The sequence below is a fragment of the Cetobacterium sp. genome, from assembly GCF_051658645.1.
In the GTDB taxonomy this organism is placed as follows: domain Bacteria; phylum Fusobacteriota; class Fusobacteriia; order Fusobacteriales; family Fusobacteriaceae; genus Cetobacterium_A.
Map to the genome: position 1 here is coordinate 77,690 of NZ_JBOFMZ010000035.1, position 19,574 is coordinate 97,263.

The 19,574-nt window shown below is 29.9% G+C and carries 14 protein-coding genes; all 14 read left to right on the forward strand.

The features are described 5' to 3' along the window. Positions 1 to 130 precede the first annotated feature (130 nt). Positions 131 to 2,371 (forward strand): formate C-acetyltransferase, encoded by a 2,241-nt coding sequence (gene pflB / locus ACRCZX_RS03355; RefSeq protein WP_438581525.1) that lies wholly within the window; start codon positions 131 to 133, stop codon positions 2,369 to 2,371. A gap of 22 nt (positions 2,372 to 2,393) precedes the next feature. Further along, positions 2,394 to 3,119, forward strand: a complete 726-nt coding sequence (gene pflA, locus ACRCZX_RS03360) for a pyruvate formate-lyase-activating protein (RefSeq protein ID WP_438581526.1) — start codon at positions 2,394 to 2,396, stop codon at positions 3,117 to 3,119. A 103-nt stretch (positions 3,120 to 3,222) separates the two neighbouring features. Then, positions 3,223 to 4,233 carry a tRNA (adenosine(37)-N6)-threonylcarbamoyltransferase complex transferase subunit TsaD gene (gene tsaD / locus ACRCZX_RS03365; RefSeq protein WP_438581527.1) on the forward strand — a complete coding sequence of 337 codons (1,011 nt, stop codon included), beginning with the start codon at positions 3,223 to 3,225 and terminating at the stop codon, positions 4,231 to 4,233. A 95-nt stretch (positions 4,234 to 4,328) separates the two neighbouring features. Further along, positions 4,329 to 5,264: a tRNA dihydrouridine synthase DusB gene (dusB, locus tag ACRCZX_RS03370; RefSeq protein ID WP_438581528.1), complete on the forward strand. Its 936-nt coding sequence runs from the start codon at positions 4,329 to 4,331 to the stop codon at positions 5,262 to 5,264. Between the two features lie 15 nt (positions 5,265 to 5,279). Continuing rightward, on the forward strand, positions 5,280 to 7,901 hold the full coding sequence (gene mutS / locus ACRCZX_RS03375) for a DNA mismatch repair protein MutS (RefSeq protein WP_438581529.1): 2,622 nt from the start codon (positions 5,280 to 5,282) through the stop codon (positions 7,899 to 7,901). Between the two features lie 10 nt (positions 7,902 to 7,911). Beyond that, the gene (locus ACRCZX_RS03380; protein ID WP_438581530.1) at positions 7,912 to 10,668 is read left to right on the forward strand and encodes an LptA/OstA family protein; all 2,757 of its coding nucleotides are present in this window, start codon (positions 7,912 to 7,914) and stop codon (positions 10,666 to 10,668) included. A 9-nt stretch (positions 10,669 to 10,677) separates the two neighbouring features. Next, a complete protein-coding gene (gene lptB, locus ACRCZX_RS03385) occupies positions 10,678 to 11,403 on the forward strand; it encodes an LPS export ABC transporter ATP-binding protein (protein WP_438581531.1) in 726 nt (241 codons plus the stop codon). Positions 11,404 to 11,437: 34 nt separating this feature from the next. Further along, on the forward strand, positions 11,438 to 14,044 hold the full coding sequence (alaS, locus tag ACRCZX_RS03390) for an alanine--tRNA ligase (RefSeq protein ID WP_438581532.1): 2,607 nt from the start codon (positions 11,438 to 11,440) through the stop codon (positions 14,042 to 14,044). Between the two features lie 14 nt (positions 14,045 to 14,058). Further along, positions 14,059 to 14,478, forward strand: a complete 420-nt coding sequence (ruvX, locus tag ACRCZX_RS03395; RefSeq protein WP_438581533.1) for a Holliday junction resolvase RuvX — start codon at positions 14,059 to 14,061, stop codon at positions 14,476 to 14,478. A 16-nt stretch (positions 14,479 to 14,494) separates the two neighbouring features. After that, entirely contained in the window at positions 14,495 to 15,715 is a 1,221-nt protein-coding gene (gene secD, locus ACRCZX_RS03400; RefSeq protein WP_438581534.1) for a protein translocase subunit SecD, read from the forward strand. A 4-nt stretch (positions 15,716 to 15,719) separates the two neighbouring features. Next, positions 15,720 to 16,661, forward strand: coding sequence for a protein translocase subunit SecF (gene secF, locus ACRCZX_RS03405; RefSeq protein WP_438581535.1), 942 nt, complete (start codon positions 15,720 to 15,722; stop codon positions 16,659 to 16,661). Positions 16,662 to 16,715: 54 nt separating this feature from the next. Next, positions 16,716 to 17,825, forward strand: a complete 1,110-nt coding sequence (gene alr / locus ACRCZX_RS03410; RefSeq protein WP_438581536.1) for an alanine racemase — start codon at positions 16,716 to 16,718, stop codon at positions 17,823 to 17,825. Positions 17,826 to 17,836: 11 nt separating this feature from the next. Beyond that, positions 17,837 to 19,021 (forward strand): class I SAM-dependent rRNA methyltransferase, encoded by a 1,185-nt coding sequence (locus ACRCZX_RS03415; RefSeq protein WP_438581537.1) that lies wholly within the window; start codon positions 17,837 to 17,839, stop codon positions 19,019 to 19,021. Between the two features lie 16 nt (positions 19,022 to 19,037). Beyond that, positions 19,038 to 19,571: a CvpA family protein gene (locus ACRCZX_RS03420; protein ID WP_438581538.1), complete on the forward strand. Its 534-nt coding sequence runs from the start codon at positions 19,038 to 19,040 to the stop codon at positions 19,569 to 19,571. Positions 19,572 to 19,574: the final 3 nt, after the last annotated feature.

A 19,574-nucleotide genomic window follows, 5' to 3' on the forward strand; every position in this document is an offset into this window, starting at 1 on the left:
CTTGGAATAGTTTGACAGTAATTATTATTTATGCTATAATTTGCTTGAAAATTAAGTTCACCTTAACAAAGGGTAAACTAAAAATATAATAGGAATATATAGATAATATAATCCACTCAGGAGGAAAAAGATGGAAAACTTACAATCTTACTGGTCAGAATTCAAGGGACATTTATGGAAGAAAGAAATTAATGTTAGAGATTTCATTCAGAATAACTACACACCTTTCACTGGTGATGAAGAGTTCTTAGTAGGAGCTACTGACAATACAAAAGCTGTTTGGTCAAAATTAACAGAAATGTTCAAAGTAGAGGTTGAAAAAGGAGTTTATGACGCAGAAACTAGAACTCCACAATCAATTGATACTTATGGACCTGGATACATTTCACAAGAAAATGAATCAATTGTAGGACTTCAAACAGATGCTCCATTAAAAAGAGGAATCTATCCAAAAGGTGGATTAAGAATGGTTGAAAATTCTCTTGAGGCATATGGATATAAAATAGACCCAATAACAAAAGAGATATTCTCAAGATATAGAAAAACTCATAACGAAGGAGTTTTCTCAGCTTATACTGAAGATATGATGGCTGTAAGAAGATCAGGAATAGTAACTGGATTACCAGATGCTTATGGAAGAGGAAGAATAATAGGAGACTACAGAAGAGTAGCTCTATACGGAGTAGATAGATTACTTCAAGAGAGAAAATTTGAATTAAAGAAAGCTGAAGCACCAGAATTAACAGATGAAATCATTAGAAAAAGAGAAGAAATTACTGAGCAAATCAATGCTTTAAAAGTATTCGTAAAAATGTGTGCTTCTTATGGATTTGACGTAACAAAGCCAGCAACAAACGCTAAAGAAGCTGTACAATGGGTATACTTCGCTTACTTAGCAGCTACAAAAGATCAAGATGGAGCAGCAATGTCAGTTGGTAGAACTGCTACATTCTTAGACATCTTTATCGAGAAAGATATCGCAGCAGGAATTCTTACAGAAACTGAAGCTCAAGATTTAATAGATCAATTTATCATCAAGTTAAGAATAATAAGATTCTTAAGAACTCCAGAATATAATGATTTATTCTCAGGAGATCCTACTTGGGTAACTGAAGCTTTAGGAGGAGAAGGTGTAGATGGTAGAACTTTAGTAACTAAAACTGCTTTTAGATACTTAAATACTCTTTACAACTTAGGTCCAGCTCCAGAGCCAAACTTAACAGTATTATGGTCACAAAAATCTCCAGAAAACTGGAAAAACTTCTGTGCAAAAGTGTCAATAGATACATCAGCTATTCAATATGAAAACGATGATTTAATGAGACATGATTTAGGTGACGATTATGGAATCGCATGTTGCGTATCTCCAATGAAAATAGGAAAGCAAATGCAATTCTTCGGAGCTAGAGTAAATTTACCAAAAGCTTTATTATATGTAATCAACGGAGGAAGAGACGAGAAGTCAGGAGCACAAGTAGCGCCTAAATTCGAAGGAATCACTTCTGAGTATTTAGATTTCAATGAAGTAATGGAAAAATATGATGCAATGTTAAAATGGTTAGCTGGAGTATATATTAATGCTCTTAAAGTTATCCACTATATGCATGATAAATATTCTTATGAATCATTTGCAATGTCACTTCATGATGTTGAAGTTTTAAGAACTCAAGCATCTGGAATTGCAGGATTGTCAATTGTTGCTGACTCATTAGCAGCTATTAGAGACACAAGAGTAAGAGTAATTAGAGACGAAAGAGGAATTGCTGTAGACTTCGAAAGAGAAGGAGAATATGTAGCATTCGGAAATAATGATGATAATACAGATAAATTAGCTGTTGAAATTATGGAGAAATTCATGAACTACATCAGAACTCACGAAACTTACAGAAACTCAAAAGCAACTCAATCGATCTTAACAATTACTTCAAACGTAGTTTATGGAAAGAAAACTGGAACAACTCCTTGTGGAAGAGCAGCAGGAACTCCATTCTCTCCAGGAGCTAATCCAATGAACGGAAGAGATAAAAGAGGAGCTGTAGCAGCACTTGCTTCAGTAGCTAAGTTACCATTCCACCATGCAGAAGATGGAATTTCTTACACATTCGCAATTACTCCAGGAGCTTTAGGAAAATCTAGAGAAGAAAGAGTAGAGAATTTAGTAGGATTAATGGATGGATACTTCACAGCTGATGGAGGACAACATTTAAACGTTAACGTATTTGATAGAGCTTTATTAGAGGATGCTATGGCTAACCCTGAGAAGTACCCTCAATTAACAATCAGAGTTTCTGGATATGCAGTTAACTTTGTAAGATTAACAAAAGAGCAACAATTAGACGTTATATCAAGAACGATAAACGGAAATATGTAATAATAAAAGGATGTGCTAAGAAATGAAAAAGGGATTTATTCACTCACATGAGAGCTTTGGAACTGTAGATGGACCTGGTATTAGATATGTGATATTTACTCAAGGGTGTCCTTTGAGATGTAAATATTGTCATAATTGTGATACTTGGAAAAAAGAGGACGCAAAATCTTTAGAGACTCCTGAAGAAACTTTCTTAGAAATCTGTAAATATAAAAACTTTATAAAAAAAGGTGGAGTAACGGTGACAGGTGGTGATCCGTTAACTCAACCTGAGTATGTAAAAGAATTATTGAGACTTTGTAAAAAAGAAGGTATTCATACAGCTATTGATACTTCAGGATATTTATTTAATGATAAAGTTAAAGAAGCTTTAGAGTATGTAGACCTTGTTTTGTTAGATATAAAGTCAATAGATTCAGTACAATACAAAGAATTGACTGGTGTAGAGTTAGAACCTACTTTACAATTTGCACAATATTTAAAGGAAATTGGAAAACCAATGTGGGTAAGACACGTTGTTGTTCCAGGAATTACTGATAATGATGAGTTGTTAGAAAAACTAGCCGACTATTTAAAAGATTTTGATAATCTTCAAAAAGTAGAAGTTTTACCATACCACTCTTTAGGAGAGTATAAATGGCAAAAAATAGGTTTAGAGTATCCTTTAAAAGGTGTTGAACAACTTTCAGCTGAAAGATTTGAAAATGCTAAAAAGATATTTGAGAGTAGAGGATTATCAGTTAAATAGTAAAGTTTTGACTACCTTAGAGCCAAAAAGTTCTAAGGTAGTTTTTTTATATATTTTAATTGAAAATATGATATAATTAAAAGAAAAAAAGAAGGAGAAATTAATGATAATATTAGGAATAGAAACATCTTGTGATGAAACATCAATAGCTGTTTTAAAAGATGGGAAAGAAGTTTTATCTAATAGTATTTCATCTCAGATAGATATACACAAAGAGTATGGTGGGGTAGTTCCAGAGATAGCGTCTAGACATCATATAAAGAATATAGCAACAATTTTAGAAGAAAGTTTAGAAGAAGCTAATATAACGATGGAAGACGTAGATTATATAGCAGTTACATATGCTCCAGGACTTATAGGAGCGCTTCTTGTAGGAATATCTTTTGCAAAAGGGTTGTCTTACGGTCACGATATCCCTTTAATACCTGTTCATCATATAAAAGCACATATATATGGAAACTTTATAGAGCACGACATAGAATTACCTTGTATAGCTTTAGTAGTATCTGGTGGGCATACAAATATAATACATATAGATAAAGAACACAATTTTATTAATTTAGGAGCAACTTTAGATGATGCAGTAGGAGAAAGTTATGATAAAGTTGCTAGAGTTATGGGAATTGGATATCCAGGTGGTCCAATCGTAGATAAACTATCATACAAAGGAAATAAAGATTCTTTGAAAATTCCAGAACCAAAAGTGGATGGTTATAACTTTAGTTTCTCTGGAATAAAAACATCGGTTATAAACGCAGTAAATAAAGCAAAAATGAAAGGTGAAGAGTTTAAGCCAGAGGACTTATCTGCAGCTTTCCAAGATAGAGTTGTAGATATATTGTGTAAGAAAACATTGAAAGCTGTGCAAGATAAAGGTGTAAAACAAGTTGTAATAGCAGGAGGAGTAGCAGCAAATTCTTTATTAAGAAGTGAGTTAAGTAAAAGAGCTGAGAAAATAGGTGTAAAAGTTTCTTATCCTTCTATATCTTATTGTACAGACAATGCAGCTATGATTGCTGAAGCAGCTTACTATAAGTTGAAATATGGAAAAGGAACTATTTTTGCAGATTTAACTTTAAATGGAAAAGCAACATTAGATATAATGAAAGACTAAACACTACCCCAAACCTTTGGGGTATTTTAAATTGAAAAAGAGTTGAAAATATGGTAGAATTTTTGGATGACAACGTTTTATTTTGGAGGTAAAAATTGAAAATATATATTGCTCCCTTAGCAGGAGTTACAGATTATACATTTAGAGGAATACTAGAAGAATATAAACCAGACCTTATGTTTACGGAAATGGTAAGTATAAATGCTTTAGAGATGGAAAATGAAAAGACATTAAATCAAATTCTAAAAATAAGAGAGGGAGAAGCTGTTCAAATTTTTGGAAGAGATGTTGAAAAGATGGTTCATAGTGCTAAATATATAACTGAAAAATTAGGTGTAAAACATATAGATGTAAATGCAGGATGTCCTGTGAATAAAATAATAAAAAACGGTTATGGTGCTGCTCTTTTAGAGGATCCAGATCAAATTAAAAAAATATTATGTGAAATAAGAGCTAATATAGCGGATGATGTAGATTTATCTTTAAAAACTAGAGTAGGATATAAAGGTTTAAAACAACATAGATTAGTTGGTAAGATTGCCGAAGAAGCAGGTTGTAAGCATATAACAATACACGGAAGAACAAGAGAACAAATGTATAGTGGAACTGCTGATTGGGATTTGATAAAAGAAGTAAAAGAAAATGTTCGTATTGAAGTAATAGGAAACGGAGATATATTTACAGCTGAAGATGCATATGAAAAAGTAAAACATTCAGGTGTAGATGGAATAATGTTAGCTAGAGGTATTTGTGGTAATCCTTGGTTAATTCAACAAATTAGAGAGAAGTTTAAAACTGGAGCAGTGGAAACAATTTTAACACCAGAAATGAGAATAGATATGGCTATGAAACATACTCTTCAAGCTAAATTGGATAATCCTAATAAAAAATTTTTATTTGAATTAAGAAAACATCTTTGTTGGTATTTAAAAGGTATTAGAAATGGAGCGTTTTTAAAAGGAGCTATAAATCAAATTGATGATTATGATGAATTAATAGCATTGTTAGAGAGAGCAAAGGAAAATTTGTAGTAAGGAGATGATTTTTTGTCAGCAGATACACCATTAATGACCCAGTATAAAGAGATAAAAGAACAAAATCAAGATAGTGTCCTTTTTTTTAGATTAGGAGATTTTTATGAAATGTTTTTTGAAGATGCAGTAACTGTTTCAAGAGAGTTAGGATTAACTTTAACGAGTAGAAACAAAGAAAAAGGAATAGAGGTTCCTTTAGCGGGAATTCCTTACCATTCATCATCAGGCTATATAGGAAAATTAGTAGCCAAAGGATATAAAGTTTCTATTTGTGAGCAAGTAGAAGATCCTAAAACAGCAAAAGGCATTGTAAAAAGAGAAGTAGTTAGAGTAATAACTCCAGGAACAATAATTGATACAGAATATCTAGATGAAAAAAGTAATAATTATTTGATGGGTATAGTATTAAAAAAAGAATCTATTGGTTTAACATATATTGATATAACAACAGGAGAGTTTGTAGCTAGTGAAAAACCAAAAACAGAAGATTATGTATATAAAATATTAGGTGAAATAAATAAAATTTCTCCAAGAGAAGTTTTAATTGATGAAAACTCATATCCAGAATTAGAAAAAGAGTTGAAGCAGTTTGCTCAAATAAATAAAATAAATATAAATTCATGTTTGAAGGTAAAAAAAAGTGAGGAGTATTTAAAGGAATATTTTAATATAATTTCTTTAGATAGTTTTGACTTAAATGGGAAAAACTCTGCAGTAGATGCAGCAGCTATGGTTTTAGATTATGTTTTAGATCTTCAAAAAGGAAACGAAATCCCAGTTGATAAGATTGTCTATTCTGGTAGTGAAAATATAATGGAATTAAATTTAACAACTCAAAGAAATTTAGATATAGTTGCTTCTAATAGGGAGAACGGAGTTTTGGGAACTCTTCAGTGGGTTTTGGATGGGTGTAAAAGTTCAATGGGAAGCAGATTGTTAAAACATTTTTTAAAAAATCCATCAACATCTAAAAATGTAATACTAGAAAGACAAAAAGATATAGATTTCTTCTATGAAAATGTTCTTTTAAGAGAAGAAGTAAGAGAAAGATTGAAAGAAATTTATGATATAGAAAGAATAATAGGTAAATTGGTTTTAGGAAATGAGAATGCAAGAGACTTGGTGGCATTAAAAAAATCAATTTTAAATAGTTTAGAGATTTATAAAGTTTTAAAAGGTGCTGAAATATTTAATATAGCTTTAGATGAACTAGTTCAAATATATAATTTGATAGAAAAAGCTATAAAAGATGAGGTTCCATTCTCTATAAGAGAAGGTGGAATGATAGAAAAAGGATATAATCAAGCTTTAGATGAACTACATAATATATCTAACAACGGGAAAGATACAATACTAGAAATAGAGAATAGAGAAAGAGAAAGAACAGGTATTAAAGGGTTAAAAATAAAATATAACAAAGTATTCGGATATTTTATAGAGGTTACAAAAGCAAATATTCATCTAGTTCCAGATGATTATATAAGAAAGCAAACTTTGGCAAATGCAGAAAGATATATAGTTGAAGATTTGAAAATATATGAAGAGAAAGTACTGAATGCTAAAGATAAAATCGAAAATTTAGAATATATTTTATTCAAAGAAGTATCAGAAGAAATAAAAAAATATAGAGGTATACTTCATAAGTTAGCTTATAAAATAGCATATTTAGATGTAATCTCTAATTTTTCTTATATAGCAACAAAAAATAGCTATATAAAACCAGAGATAACAGAATCAGGAGATATGGAGATTATAGGTGGAAGACACCCTATTGTAGAGCAGCTTGTAGGTAGAGAAAACTTTGTAAAAAATAACATTGTTTTAAATGATGATAAAAACTTAATAATCTTAACTGGACCAAATATGTCTGGAAAATCTACTTATATGAAACAAGTAGCATTAATTTTAATTATGGCACATATGGGTTGTTATGTTCCAGCGGAATATGCTAAAATAGGAATAGTTGATAAAATATTTACAAGAATAGGAGCAAGTGATGATTTAGTTACAGGGCAATCAACGTTTATGTTAGAGATGACAGAAGTTGCAAATATTGTAAATAGTTCTACAAAAGACTCTTTTATTATTTTAGATGAAATAGGAAGAGGAACATCAACATTTGATGGAATTTCAATAGCAACATCAATAACAGAGTATATTCATGACAATATAAAAGCTAAAACTATTTTTGCAACACATTATCATGAATTGACACAACTAGAAAGTAAACTGAGTAAATCAGCTAATTTTAGAATAGAAGTTAAGGAAGAGGAAAAAGAGATCACTTTTTTAAGAGAGATTGTAAGAGGTGGAGCAGATAAATCTTATGGTATAGAAGTAGCTAGATTAGCTGGTCTTCCCAAAGAAATTCTAGATAGAGCAAAAGAGATGTTAAAAGTTTTAGAAAATAGAAAAATGATAATAGAAAAAAAAGTAAAAAAAGAGCAACTAATATTATTTGGAGATTTTGAACCTGAAATTAAAGAAGAATTAATAAAAAAAGAAGAAAAAGTTGTTGAATTAGAAAATGAGGAAAAAATAGTTTTGCGTCTTTTAAAAGAGATTCAACTTGATAAAATAACACCTTTAGAAGCATTTTTAAAGCTAAATGAATTAAAACGTATCTTAAACTAGGAGGCATCACATGGATAAAAAAAAGTTAGCCTATAGAGTTATAATAGTATCAGTGTTGGTTTTGGGATATTTCAATTATTTTGGTGAAGAGAAAAAGATAGAGAAAAAAGAAGATGTTATAGAAACTATAGGTGCTATATATGATACAGATGGATATCATATAGAAGCTGAAAAACAAAATGATTTCGTTAAAACAAATGAAACAACTTTTGAAAAAGCAAAAGCAGTTTTAGATGGAATGATTTTAACAGGTGACAGTGCTATTTTAGATGCGGGAAAAAACTTGTTACTAAAATCAAATATATTAGGAAAAAGTTTAACAGGCTGGGAATTTGAAACACAAGAAGCTAAATATACTAAAGAGAATGGTGAGATAGAGTCAACGATTGGTGTAGTTGCAGTTAATAAAGAAAAAGATATAGAAGTTTCTGGTCAAAATTTTAAGAGTGATCTTAAAATGGAGAATGTAGTTTTATCTGGTGATGTTAAGTTTAAAACAAAAAATTTGACATTATCAGCAGAAGCAGCAAACTATAATGATAAAGATAAAATACTGAATATAAATGGAAAAGCATTTTTATCTGGAAGCGATATAGGAGAAAATTCTGGAGTATTAACAGGTAATTTTGAAGGTCTAAAGTATGATACTACAACTAATTTATTAAAAAGTTCAAATCCATTTGAAGTGGATTATAATGGAATTAAGCTCTATGGAGAAGATTTGGTTTTAAATGATAAAACACAATCTTTTGAAATTAGCAAGAATGTTTATATTTTAGCAGATGGTTATAAAATAGATATGAAAAGTATAACTTCTGATGGTGGAGATAACATTAATTTTAATGGAAAGATTAAAGGTAGCAATGGAATCTATTCATTTACAGGAGATAGTGGTTTATATAATAAAATTACTAAGAAACTTATTATTACAGGAAACGTAAATGGAATAGATAAAGATGGAGCAAAATTATTAGCAGACATGGCAATATACTCAACAGACAAAAAAGAATTAGAACTAATATCTGATAAAAATATAGAATATACAAGTCCTACAAACAAGATATTCACTAAGAATCTAGTTTATTTAAGTGAAACAGGTGAATTATATTTAAAAGATGGATATACATATTTTAGTGATAAGTATGACAGTAAAGGTCAAAAATTCTTCTATAACAAATTAACTGGAAAAGGCTATGTTGTAAAAGGACAAGTTAAAGATAACATTGAAAAAAAGATAGCTTCTGGTAATAGAATTGATTTTGATAGAAATGAAGAGAGTTATTTAATCGATGGCGAAGGATCTTTTGAAAATATACAGTATATATTTGAAAGTTCTAAAATTGATTATTTAGGAAAAAAAGGATTTGTTTATATTCCTGAAAAATATATATTAAAAAGAAAAATAGAAAAAGATACTTTTGAAGGATTAAAAGGTGAGTATAACTTATTAACAGAGATATTTAAATCTTTTGGAGCGTTTAAATATTTAAGTGCTGATAATATTTTAGAAGGAACAAATTTAGAATTTAATCAAAAAACAGGAATTGGAAAGATAGAGAAAGATTTAGTAGCAATAGATAAAAAAGATGGCACAAAAATCGTTTCAACAACTGGTGAATTTAAACAAAATGAGTTCGTAAAAATAAAAGATAAATTAGTATTAACAAGTGGAGATATTGTAGCTAATGCTAACTCAGCAGATTATATAATGAAAGATCAAAAAATATATATCCCAGGAGAGATAGTATTTAAAGATACAATAAAGAAAAGTTCTGGGAAAATGTTTAATGGAATCTACGAAACTGAAAAAAAATTATTTGTTGGGGAAAAATTTAGTGGAAAAGATGTGAAGAATACCTTAAAAAGTGATATAATAAAGTACTTTGTTTCAGAAGGAGATATTATTCTTGAAGGAAATGCAGAGATTAAAGATGAAATATCTACTTTAAAAGGTGAGCGATTAGAGTACAATCAAAATACCGAAATAGCTAAATCAACTAAGCCTGTTAATATTAAATATACTGATTATGATATTAATATGAAAAATGGAACTTTAAACAAAAAAACTAGTCTTTTAAATGGAGATAGTGTAACAATAAAATCTAAATTAAATGAAGAGTTTAAAGGAGATAGAGTAGAGGGAACTTTGCAAAATATGAATTTAGACTTTATTGATAATGTTTCAGGAAATATATATCAAGATGGAGTTCCTGTGAACTTTAAAGGCGATTTTGTTAGAGCATATTTTAAAAAGAATACAGAAGGTAAAAATGAGATTCAAAGGGTAGAGATTAGAAAAAATGCTATAATACAAAAAGAGGAAACAACGTTATATTCAGATTATTTAGAAATACAACCTCAAAAAAAATTAGTGTTTGGAAAAGATAATACAAAAGCTATAATGAAAGATAAAGATGGAGTAATAACAACAGTAACTGCTAATATGATGAATGGAAATTTAGATACTCAGATTATAGATTTAGTGGGAAAAGTTGTAATAATAAGAAAAGATAAAGAGAAAACTTTAAATGCTACTTCAACAAAAGCAAAGCTGAAGAATAAAGAAAACTTAGCAGAGCTAAGAGGAGATGTTTTTGTAGATGATGGAGATTCAATAGTTACAGCAGATGAAGTAGATTATAATATGAAAACAAATAAAGCAAAAGCTAGAGGAAATGTTTTTGTAGATTATAAAGTAAACGAGAATAAAACTATGAATAACAATAACGAAATAAATTCAGGATACAACAAAATTATAAAAAAATAAGGAGAACTTATGAGAAGTATAGTTGCTCAAGGATTGTGTAAAAGTTATAAAAAAAGGCAAGTTGTTAATGAAGTGAGTTTAGAAGTTAAAAAAGGTGAAATAGTAGGATTACTAGGTCCTAATGGAGCTGGAAAGACAACAACGTTTTATATGATAACAGGAATTGTAAAACCTGAAAAAGGTACAGTTTTCATAAATGAAGTTGATATAACAGATTATCCAATGTATAAAAGAGCAGATATGGGAATAGGTTATTTAGCTCAAGAACCATCAATATTTAGAGAATTATCGGTTGAAGATAACATATTGGCAATATTAGAAATGAAAGGTTTTTCAAAAGATGAGCAACAGAAAAAAATGAAAGATTTATTAGAAGAGTTTAAGTTAAGTCATGTTGCAAAATCTATGGGATATTCTCTTTCTGGTGGAGAGAGAAGAAGAGTAGAGATAGCCAGAACAATAGCTAATAATCCAGATTTTATATTGCTTGACGAACCTTTTGCAGGAGTAGATCCAATTGCAGTAGAGGATATTCAACAAATTATTAGATATTTAAAAGAAAGAGGATTGGGAATTTTGATAACAGACCATTCAGTTAGAGAAACACTATCAATAACAGACAAAGCATATATAATGGCTAATGGAAAAGTTTTGATAAGTGGAACTCCAGAAGAGATTGCAAATGATCCAATTGCTAAAAAAGTGTATTTAGGTGAAAACTTTAAATTAGATTAAATAAAATTTTAAAAATAGTGGAGGAAACAAAAAGATGTTAACAGGTAACGAAATTAGAAGCAAGTTTATAAAGTTTTTTGAAGAGAAAAATCATAAGCACTTTGAAAGTGCGTCACTTATTCCAGATGATCCAACTCTTTTATTAACAGTAGCAGGAATGGTTCCATTTAAACCTTATTTTTTAGGGCAAAAAGAAGCACCAACACCAAGAGTAACAACTTACCAAAAATGTATTAGAACAAATGACTTAGAAAATGTTGGAAGAACAGCTAGACATCACACTTTCTTTGAAATGTTAGGAAACTTCTCTTTTGGAGATTATTTTAGAGAAGAAGCAATTCTTTGGTCTTGGGAATTTATAACAGAGATTTTAAAATTAGAAAAAGATAAATTGTGGGTTTCTGTATTCACAACAGATGATGAAGCAGAAAAAATATGGGTTGAAAAATGTAATTTTCCTAAAGAAAGAATTGTAAGAATGGGAGAATCTGAAAACTGGTGGGCAGCAGGAGCAACTGGATCATGTGGACCATGTTCAGAAATACATGTAGATTTAGGAGTGGCTTATGGTGGAGACGAAAACTCTAAACTAGGAGATGAAGGAACAGATAATAGATTTATTGAAATTTGGAACTTAGTATTCACTGAGTGGAACAGAATGGAAGATGGATCATTACAACCACTTCCAAAGAAAAATATAGATACGGGTGCAGGATTGGAAAGAGTAGCAGCTATGGTTCAAGGCAAATCTAATAATTTTGAAACAGATTTAATCTTCCCTATAGTTGAAGAAGCAGCAAGACTTACAAAAACTAAGTATGCAGTGGATTCTAAAATAGATTTTTCTTTAAAAGTAATAACAGATCATTCAAGAGCAGTAACATTCTTAATTAATGATGGAGTTATTCCATCTAATGAAGGAAGAGGTTATGTTTTAAGAAGAATTCTAAGAAGAGCAGTAAGACATGGAAGAATGTTAGGAAGAAAAGAGTTGTTCATGTTCCAAATGGTTGATAAAGTTGTAGAATTGATGGAAGAAGCTTATCCAGAATTAAGAAACAATATTGAACATATTAAAAAAGTTGTTAAAATTGAAGAAGAAAAATTCTCTAATACATTAGATCAAGGAATTCAATTAGTTACAAATGAAATAAAAGATGCTAAAGCAAAAGGTAAATCAAAACTATCAGGAGATATAACGTTCAAGTTATATGATACATATGGATTCCCTTATGAATTAACAGAAGAGATTTGTGAAGAAAATGGAATTGAAGTTTCAAATGAAGAGTTCTTAGAAAAAATGCAAGAGCAAAGAGAGAAAGCAAGATCTGCAAGAACTGTTATAATGGAAAAAGGTCAAGATAGCTTTATAGAAGAATTCTATGATAAGCATGGTAAAACAGAATTTACAGGATACTCTGACTTAATGACTTCAGCAACACTTTTAAGTGTAAGAGAGCTAGAAAATAATAGATATGCTTTAATATTTGATAAAACACCATTCTATGCTGAATCAGGTGGACAAGAGTCTGATAATGGAATTGTAGAAGGAGAAAACTTAGTTGCAAAAGTAATAGAAATACAAAAGCAAAAAGAAATCTATACTCATATAGTTCAAGTTGAAAATGGAGTTGAAGAATTGATTGAAGGAACAATACTTAGCTTAACTGTAGATCCAGTAAGAAGAGAAGAGATTGCTAAAAATCATACTGCAACTCACTTGTTACACCAAGCTTTAAAAGATGTTTTAGGAGCGCACGTTCAACAAGCAGGATCATCTTGTGGTGCTGATAGATTAAGGTTTGACTTTAATCATTACGAAGGATTAACTTCTGAAGAGTTGGAAAAAGTTGAAAAAGCTGTAAATGAAAGAATATTTATGGCAACATCAGTAAATGCAAATACAATGTCAATGGACGAAGCGAAATCAAAAGGAGCAACAGCTTTATTTGGAGATAAATATGGAAATGAAGTTAGAGTTGTAACTATTGGTGATTATTCAATGGAACTTTGTGGAGGAACTCATATAAGCAACATAAGTAAGATTGGTATGTTTAAAATAGTTTCAGAGGCAGGAGTAGCAGCAGGAGTAAGAAGAATAGAAGCTCAAACAAGTTATAAAGCATACTTGGCTGTTTTAGAAATAGAAAAAACTATGAAAAAAGTAGCTAAAAATTTAAAAACTGATTTAAACAAAATAGAAGAAAGATCTGAAAAAGTTGTTGAAGAATTAAGAGATCTATCTAAAGAAGTTGAAATATTAAAATCTAAAGTTGCAACATTTGAAGTAAGTTCGTTATTTGATGAAGTTGAAGAAATAAATGGAGTTAAGGTTTTAATAAAAGATTTTACAAACAAAGAAGCAGATTCGTTAAGAGAAATCGTAGATAAAGCTAAAGATAAATTAGGAAGTTGTATTGTAGTTTTAGGTTCAAATAATGAAAAAGCAGTATTTGCTATTGGAGTTACAAAAGACTTAATTGGAAAAGCAAAGGCTGGAGATTTAGTAAGAGAAGCAGCGAAAATAGCAGAAGGAAATGGTGGAGGAAGACCAGATTTTGCACAAGCTGGAGGAAAAGATGGGGCAAAAGTGAAAGAAGCTTTAGCTGCAGTGAAAGAAATACTAGTAAATTCACTATAATTGGAGGATATAATATGTTAAAAAGATATCTTTCTTTAGATGTTGGAGATGTAAGAATAGGAGTGGCAAGATCTGATCTATTAGGGATGTTAGCCACTCCCTTAGAAGTAATTGATAGAAGAAAAACAAAAGCAGTAAAAAGAATTGCAGAGCTTTGTAGAGAGGAAAATACTAAATCTATAGTTATTGGAATTCCTAAAAGTTTAGATGGAACAGAAAAAAGACAAGCAGAAAAAGTAAGAGAGTTTATTCAAAAATTAAACAAATCAATTGAAGGATTAGAATTTTTTGAAATAGACGAAAGACTTTCAACTGTTTCAGCAGACAAGATGTTAAATGAAACACATTTAAGGGGAGCTAAAGAGAAAAGAAAAGTAGTTGATAAGGTAGCAGCCGCTATTATACTACAAACCTTTTTAGATATGAAAAAATAACGAAGTGGAGGCTAAGATGAATTTTAAGGGGATGACAAAACTATTTTTTGTATTAGTGATACTAATATGTTCTTGGTGGTTGGCCGTTATTAAACCAACTAAACTAGGATTAGATTTAAAAGGTGGAGTTTATGTAGTGCTGCAAGCTCAACCAGAATCTGGAACAGAGCTAGATGATGATGCAATGAATAGATTGATTGAAGTTCTAGATAGAAGAATAAATGGTCTTGGGGTAGCAGAATCAGTGGTTCAAAGAGCAGGTACAGATAGAGTTATAATAGAGTTACCAGGAATAACAAATTCTGAAGAAGCAGTAAACATGATAGGAAAAACAGCTTTGATGGAATTTAAGATAATGAATGACGATGGAACACTAGGGACAACACTATTAACTGGTGGAGCCTTAAAAAAAGCAGAGGTTTCTTATGATAATTTAGGAAGACCTCAAATTCAGTTTGAAATGAATATAGAAGGAGCCAAAGAATTTGCTAAAATAACAAGAGAGAATATAGGGAAAAGATTGGCTATAACATTGGATGGAGAAGTTCAAACAGCCCCATCGATTAATGGAGAAATTCCAAGTGGAAGTGGAGTTATAACAGGAAGTTATACTCCAGATGAAGCAAAGAAAACAGCAACACTGCTAAATGCAGGAGCATTACCAGTAAAAGCAGAAATAATTGAAACGAGAATTGTTGGAGCATCTTTAGGAGATGAATCAATAGCTCAAAGTAAAAGAGCAGGGCTTGTTGCAGTTGGATTAATTGCAGTATTTATGCTATTTATGTATAGATTACCTGGATTTGTAGCAGATTTAGCTTTAATTAGTTTTGGATTAGTAATGTTTGCAATGTTAAACTTTGTAGATGCAACTCTAACATTACCAGGAATAGCGGGGATGATTCTTTCAGCGGGAATGGCAGTAGATGCAAATGTGATTATCTTTGAAAGAATAAAAGATGAGTTAAAATTAGGAAGCACGATAGCAGGTGCTATCAAACTTGGATTTAGTAAAGGTATAGCGTCAATAATAGATGCGAATGTGACAACTCTATTAACAGCCCTTGTATTATTTATGTTTGGAACAGGAACTGTAAAAGGATTTGCAGTAACGTTAACAATAGGTACAGTAGCTTCAATGCTTACAGCTATATTCATAACAAAGGTTCTGTTAACAACATTGGTGAGTTTATTTAAAATAAAAAGAACAGAGTTCTTCGGTGTGAAGAGGGGGTAAGTAAATGTATATTGAGGTAATAAAGCACAGTAAAAGATGGATAACGTTATCAGCAATATCTTTTATAGTATTCCTGGGAATGTTTTTTGTAAAAGGATTAAATTATGGAATAGACTTTACAGGTGGTAGTTTAATCCAGTTGAATTATACAGATTCTATAACTTTAACAGATATAAATAAAGAGTTAGATAGTTTAGCAGTACAGATCCCACAACTATCTTCAACAGCTAGAAAAGTGCAAATTTCTGCAGCTGATAATAATGTTATTATTAGAACAGCAGAAATGACTGAAGCTCAATCTCAAGAGTTATTATCAAAATTAAAAGTTATTGGAGAATATAAATTAGAAAGATCTGAAAAAGTTGGAGCTACAATAGGTGAAGAATTAAAGAGTTCAGCTATTTATGCTTTAGTTATTGGAGGGTTACTAATTGTTTTATATATAACAATTAGATATGAATTCAAATTTGCTATAGCAGGAATATTAACACTATTACATGATGTTACAGCAGCATTAGGAGTTATTGCATTATTAGGATATGAGATAGATACACCATTCATAGCAGCGATATTAACTATACTAGGATACTCTATAAATGATACAATTATTATATATGATAGAATTAGAGAAAGTCTTAGAAAAAAATCTGATTTAACTTTTGGTGAAGTATTAAACAAAAGTTTAAATCAAGTTTTAGTAAGATCTATAAATACTTCGGTAACGACTTTATTGGCGTTAGTGGCAATATTAATTTTCGGTGGAGATAGCTTAAGAACTTTTACAACAACTTTATTAGTTGGAATAGGAGTTGGAACATACTCGTCAATATATATATCAACACCATTAGTATATCTTTTTGAAAAGAAGAGAGATGAAAATTATGAACCTAAAAAAGATGATGATGACGATAATGATTCACAATCTGAAGAGAAGATTCTAGTATAATAAAAAGCCACCTAAATGGTGGCTTAATCTACTTAATAAGAGTTGGAGGTAAAAATGAGAACTTGGGCAGAGATAGATTTGGATAATTTAGAATATAATATAAAAAAAATTAAAAAGCTATCTCATAACAAAAATATAATGGCAATTATAAAAGCAGATGCCTACGGAATGGGAGCAGTCACAATAGCAAAGGAACTTTCAGCTATGGGAGTAAAAATTTTTGGAGTATCATCTTTAGAAGAAGGTATTGAATTAAGAAATAGTGGTATTGTTGATGAAATTTTAATTTTAGCAGGAACTTTTAATGAAGAGTTAAAAGAAGCTGAAGAAAAAGATTTACAAGTTACTCTGACGGATTTTTCTCAAATAGATTATATCTGTAAAAATAAGCTTTCATTGAAAGTTCATATTAAGATAGATACAGGAATGGGTAGGGTTGGATTTACAGTAGAAGAAGGAAAAAAAATATTAGAAATATGTAAAAATAAAAAAATAGATATAATTGGAGTATACTCTCATTTGTCAGTTTCAGATGAGTCAGATGAAGAATCAAAAGACTATACAAAAAAACAGTTGGAAAAATTTAAATATTTTGAAAGTTTAAAAGAGATAAAATATATCCATATTCTTAATAGTGGTGGGATATTAAAATTTTCTGAAATTCCTCAGAGTAACTTAGTTAGAGCTGGAATAATTATGTATGGTGTCTATGGAGAGGGAATAATAGAAGATTTAAAAAGAGTTTTTACTTTGAAGAGTAGAATTCTTCTCCTTAAAGAACTAGAAGAGGATATAGATATATCTTATGGAAGAGTTGGAAAAGGTTTTAAAGGCGATATGATTGCAACGATAACGGTTGGATATGCTGATGGATTTAGAAGAGAGCTTTCAAATAAGGGTATGATAGAAATAAAAGGTATACCTTGTAAAATAGTAGGAAAAGTATGTATGGATATGTTAATGGTAAAAATACCACAAGAGTTAAGAGATAAAGTGAAAATAGGTGATGAGGTTATTGTAATGGGAGAAGATATTTTTGAAAAATCAAAAATTATCGGTTCATCAATATACGAATTATTTACAGGCTTAAGTAGAAGAGTTAATAGAGTCTATTTAAAAAATGGAGAGCCTCATCTAGTAAACAGTTTAATAGGAAAGATTTAAAGGAGAAGAAAATGGCAAGAGTAATATTAGAAGTAGGAAAAGAAAAAAAAATTAGGAATTTTTATCCAAATGTTTTTAAAGATGAAATAGCGGATACATTTGGGAATATTGTAAATGGAGATATAGTTGAAGTTTGTACAAAGGATGGAGAAGTATTAGGTAAAGGATATGTTGCAGAAGCAACAAATGCTTTTGTAAGAATGTTAACAACAAAGGATGTAGCAGTAGATAAAACTCTTATATTAGAAAAAATAAAAAGAGCGTATGAAAAAAGAAAGCATATATTAGCAGAAACAAATTGTATAAGAGCTTTTTACTCTGAAGCAGATGGAATTCCAGGTTTGATTATTGATAAATTCGATAAATATGTATCTGTACAATTTAGAAATTCAGGATTAGAAGTAGCATTTAGACAAGAGATAATAAATGCAATAAAAAAAGTTATGAAACCAAAAGGTATATATGAGAGAAGTGATGTAGAAAATAGAACTCATGAGGGTGTTGAGCAACAAACTGGAATCGTATATGGAGAAATTCCAGAGAGAATAATAATGGAAGATAACGGATTAAAATATTTAGTTGATATAGTTGATGGTCAAAAAACAGGATTCTTCTTAGACCAAAGAGATTCAAGAAAATTCATAAGACCATTTTTAAACCATAACACTAGATTCTTAGATGTATTCTCAAGTAGTGGTGGGTTTTCAATTGCAGCATTAAAAGAGGGATGTAAAAAGGTTGTTGCAATTGATAAAGAACCTCATGCATTAGAACTTTGTAAAGAAAATTATGAATTAAATGGATTTACAAATGATTTTGAAACAGCTGAAGGAGATGCATTCTTAATGCTAAAAATATTAGCTAATAGAGGGGACAAATTCGATGTAATAACATTAGATCCACCATCATTAATTAAAAAAAGAATTGATGTTCCTAGAGGAAGAGATCTATTCTTTAGCTTATGTGATCAAAGTTTTAAGTTGATTGAAGATGGTGGAATAGTGGGAATAATAACATGTGCATATCATTTAAGTCTTCAAGATTTAATAGAAGTAACAAGAATGGCAGCTTCTAAGAATGGGAAATTGTTACAAGTTATAGGAGTAAACTATCAACCAGAAGATCATCCTTGGATACTACACGTACCAGAAACATTATATTTAAAAGCATTGTGGGTAAGAGTAGTAAATAATTAATTAAGGGGGAATAATTATGTACTTGGATATTTTAATAGCAGCAATACTCATATTTGCAATAATTGAGGGGCTAAAAGATGGATTTTTGTTACAATTTTTTTCAATATTTGGAATCTTAATAGATTTTATTATAGCACAAAAGTTTACTCCAATTATTATGGAAAAAGTATCTATAAGCCATAACGAAAACAATTTTTTATTGACTTATATAGGAGTATTTATAGCATCATATATTGCTATTGCTATTTTAATGTTTTTTATAGGAATTATTTTAAAAGCTCAAAACAAAGGGTTGTTATCAAGAGGACTTGGTGGAATATTTGGATTTGTAAAAGGACTAATAGTTTGTATAATAGTTTTATTCTTATTTAATTTTACGAATCAGAAATATTCGGCTCTAAAAAAATATGGAATTGGAAGTGCTACAAACGCAATATTTTTAGAAAAATCAAATTATTTAGATGATTATTTACCCAAAGAGTTAAAGACACAATTGAACTATATAAAAGGAAAAGAGTTAGTAGAAAAATATTTTAATAAAATGTTTTAGGAG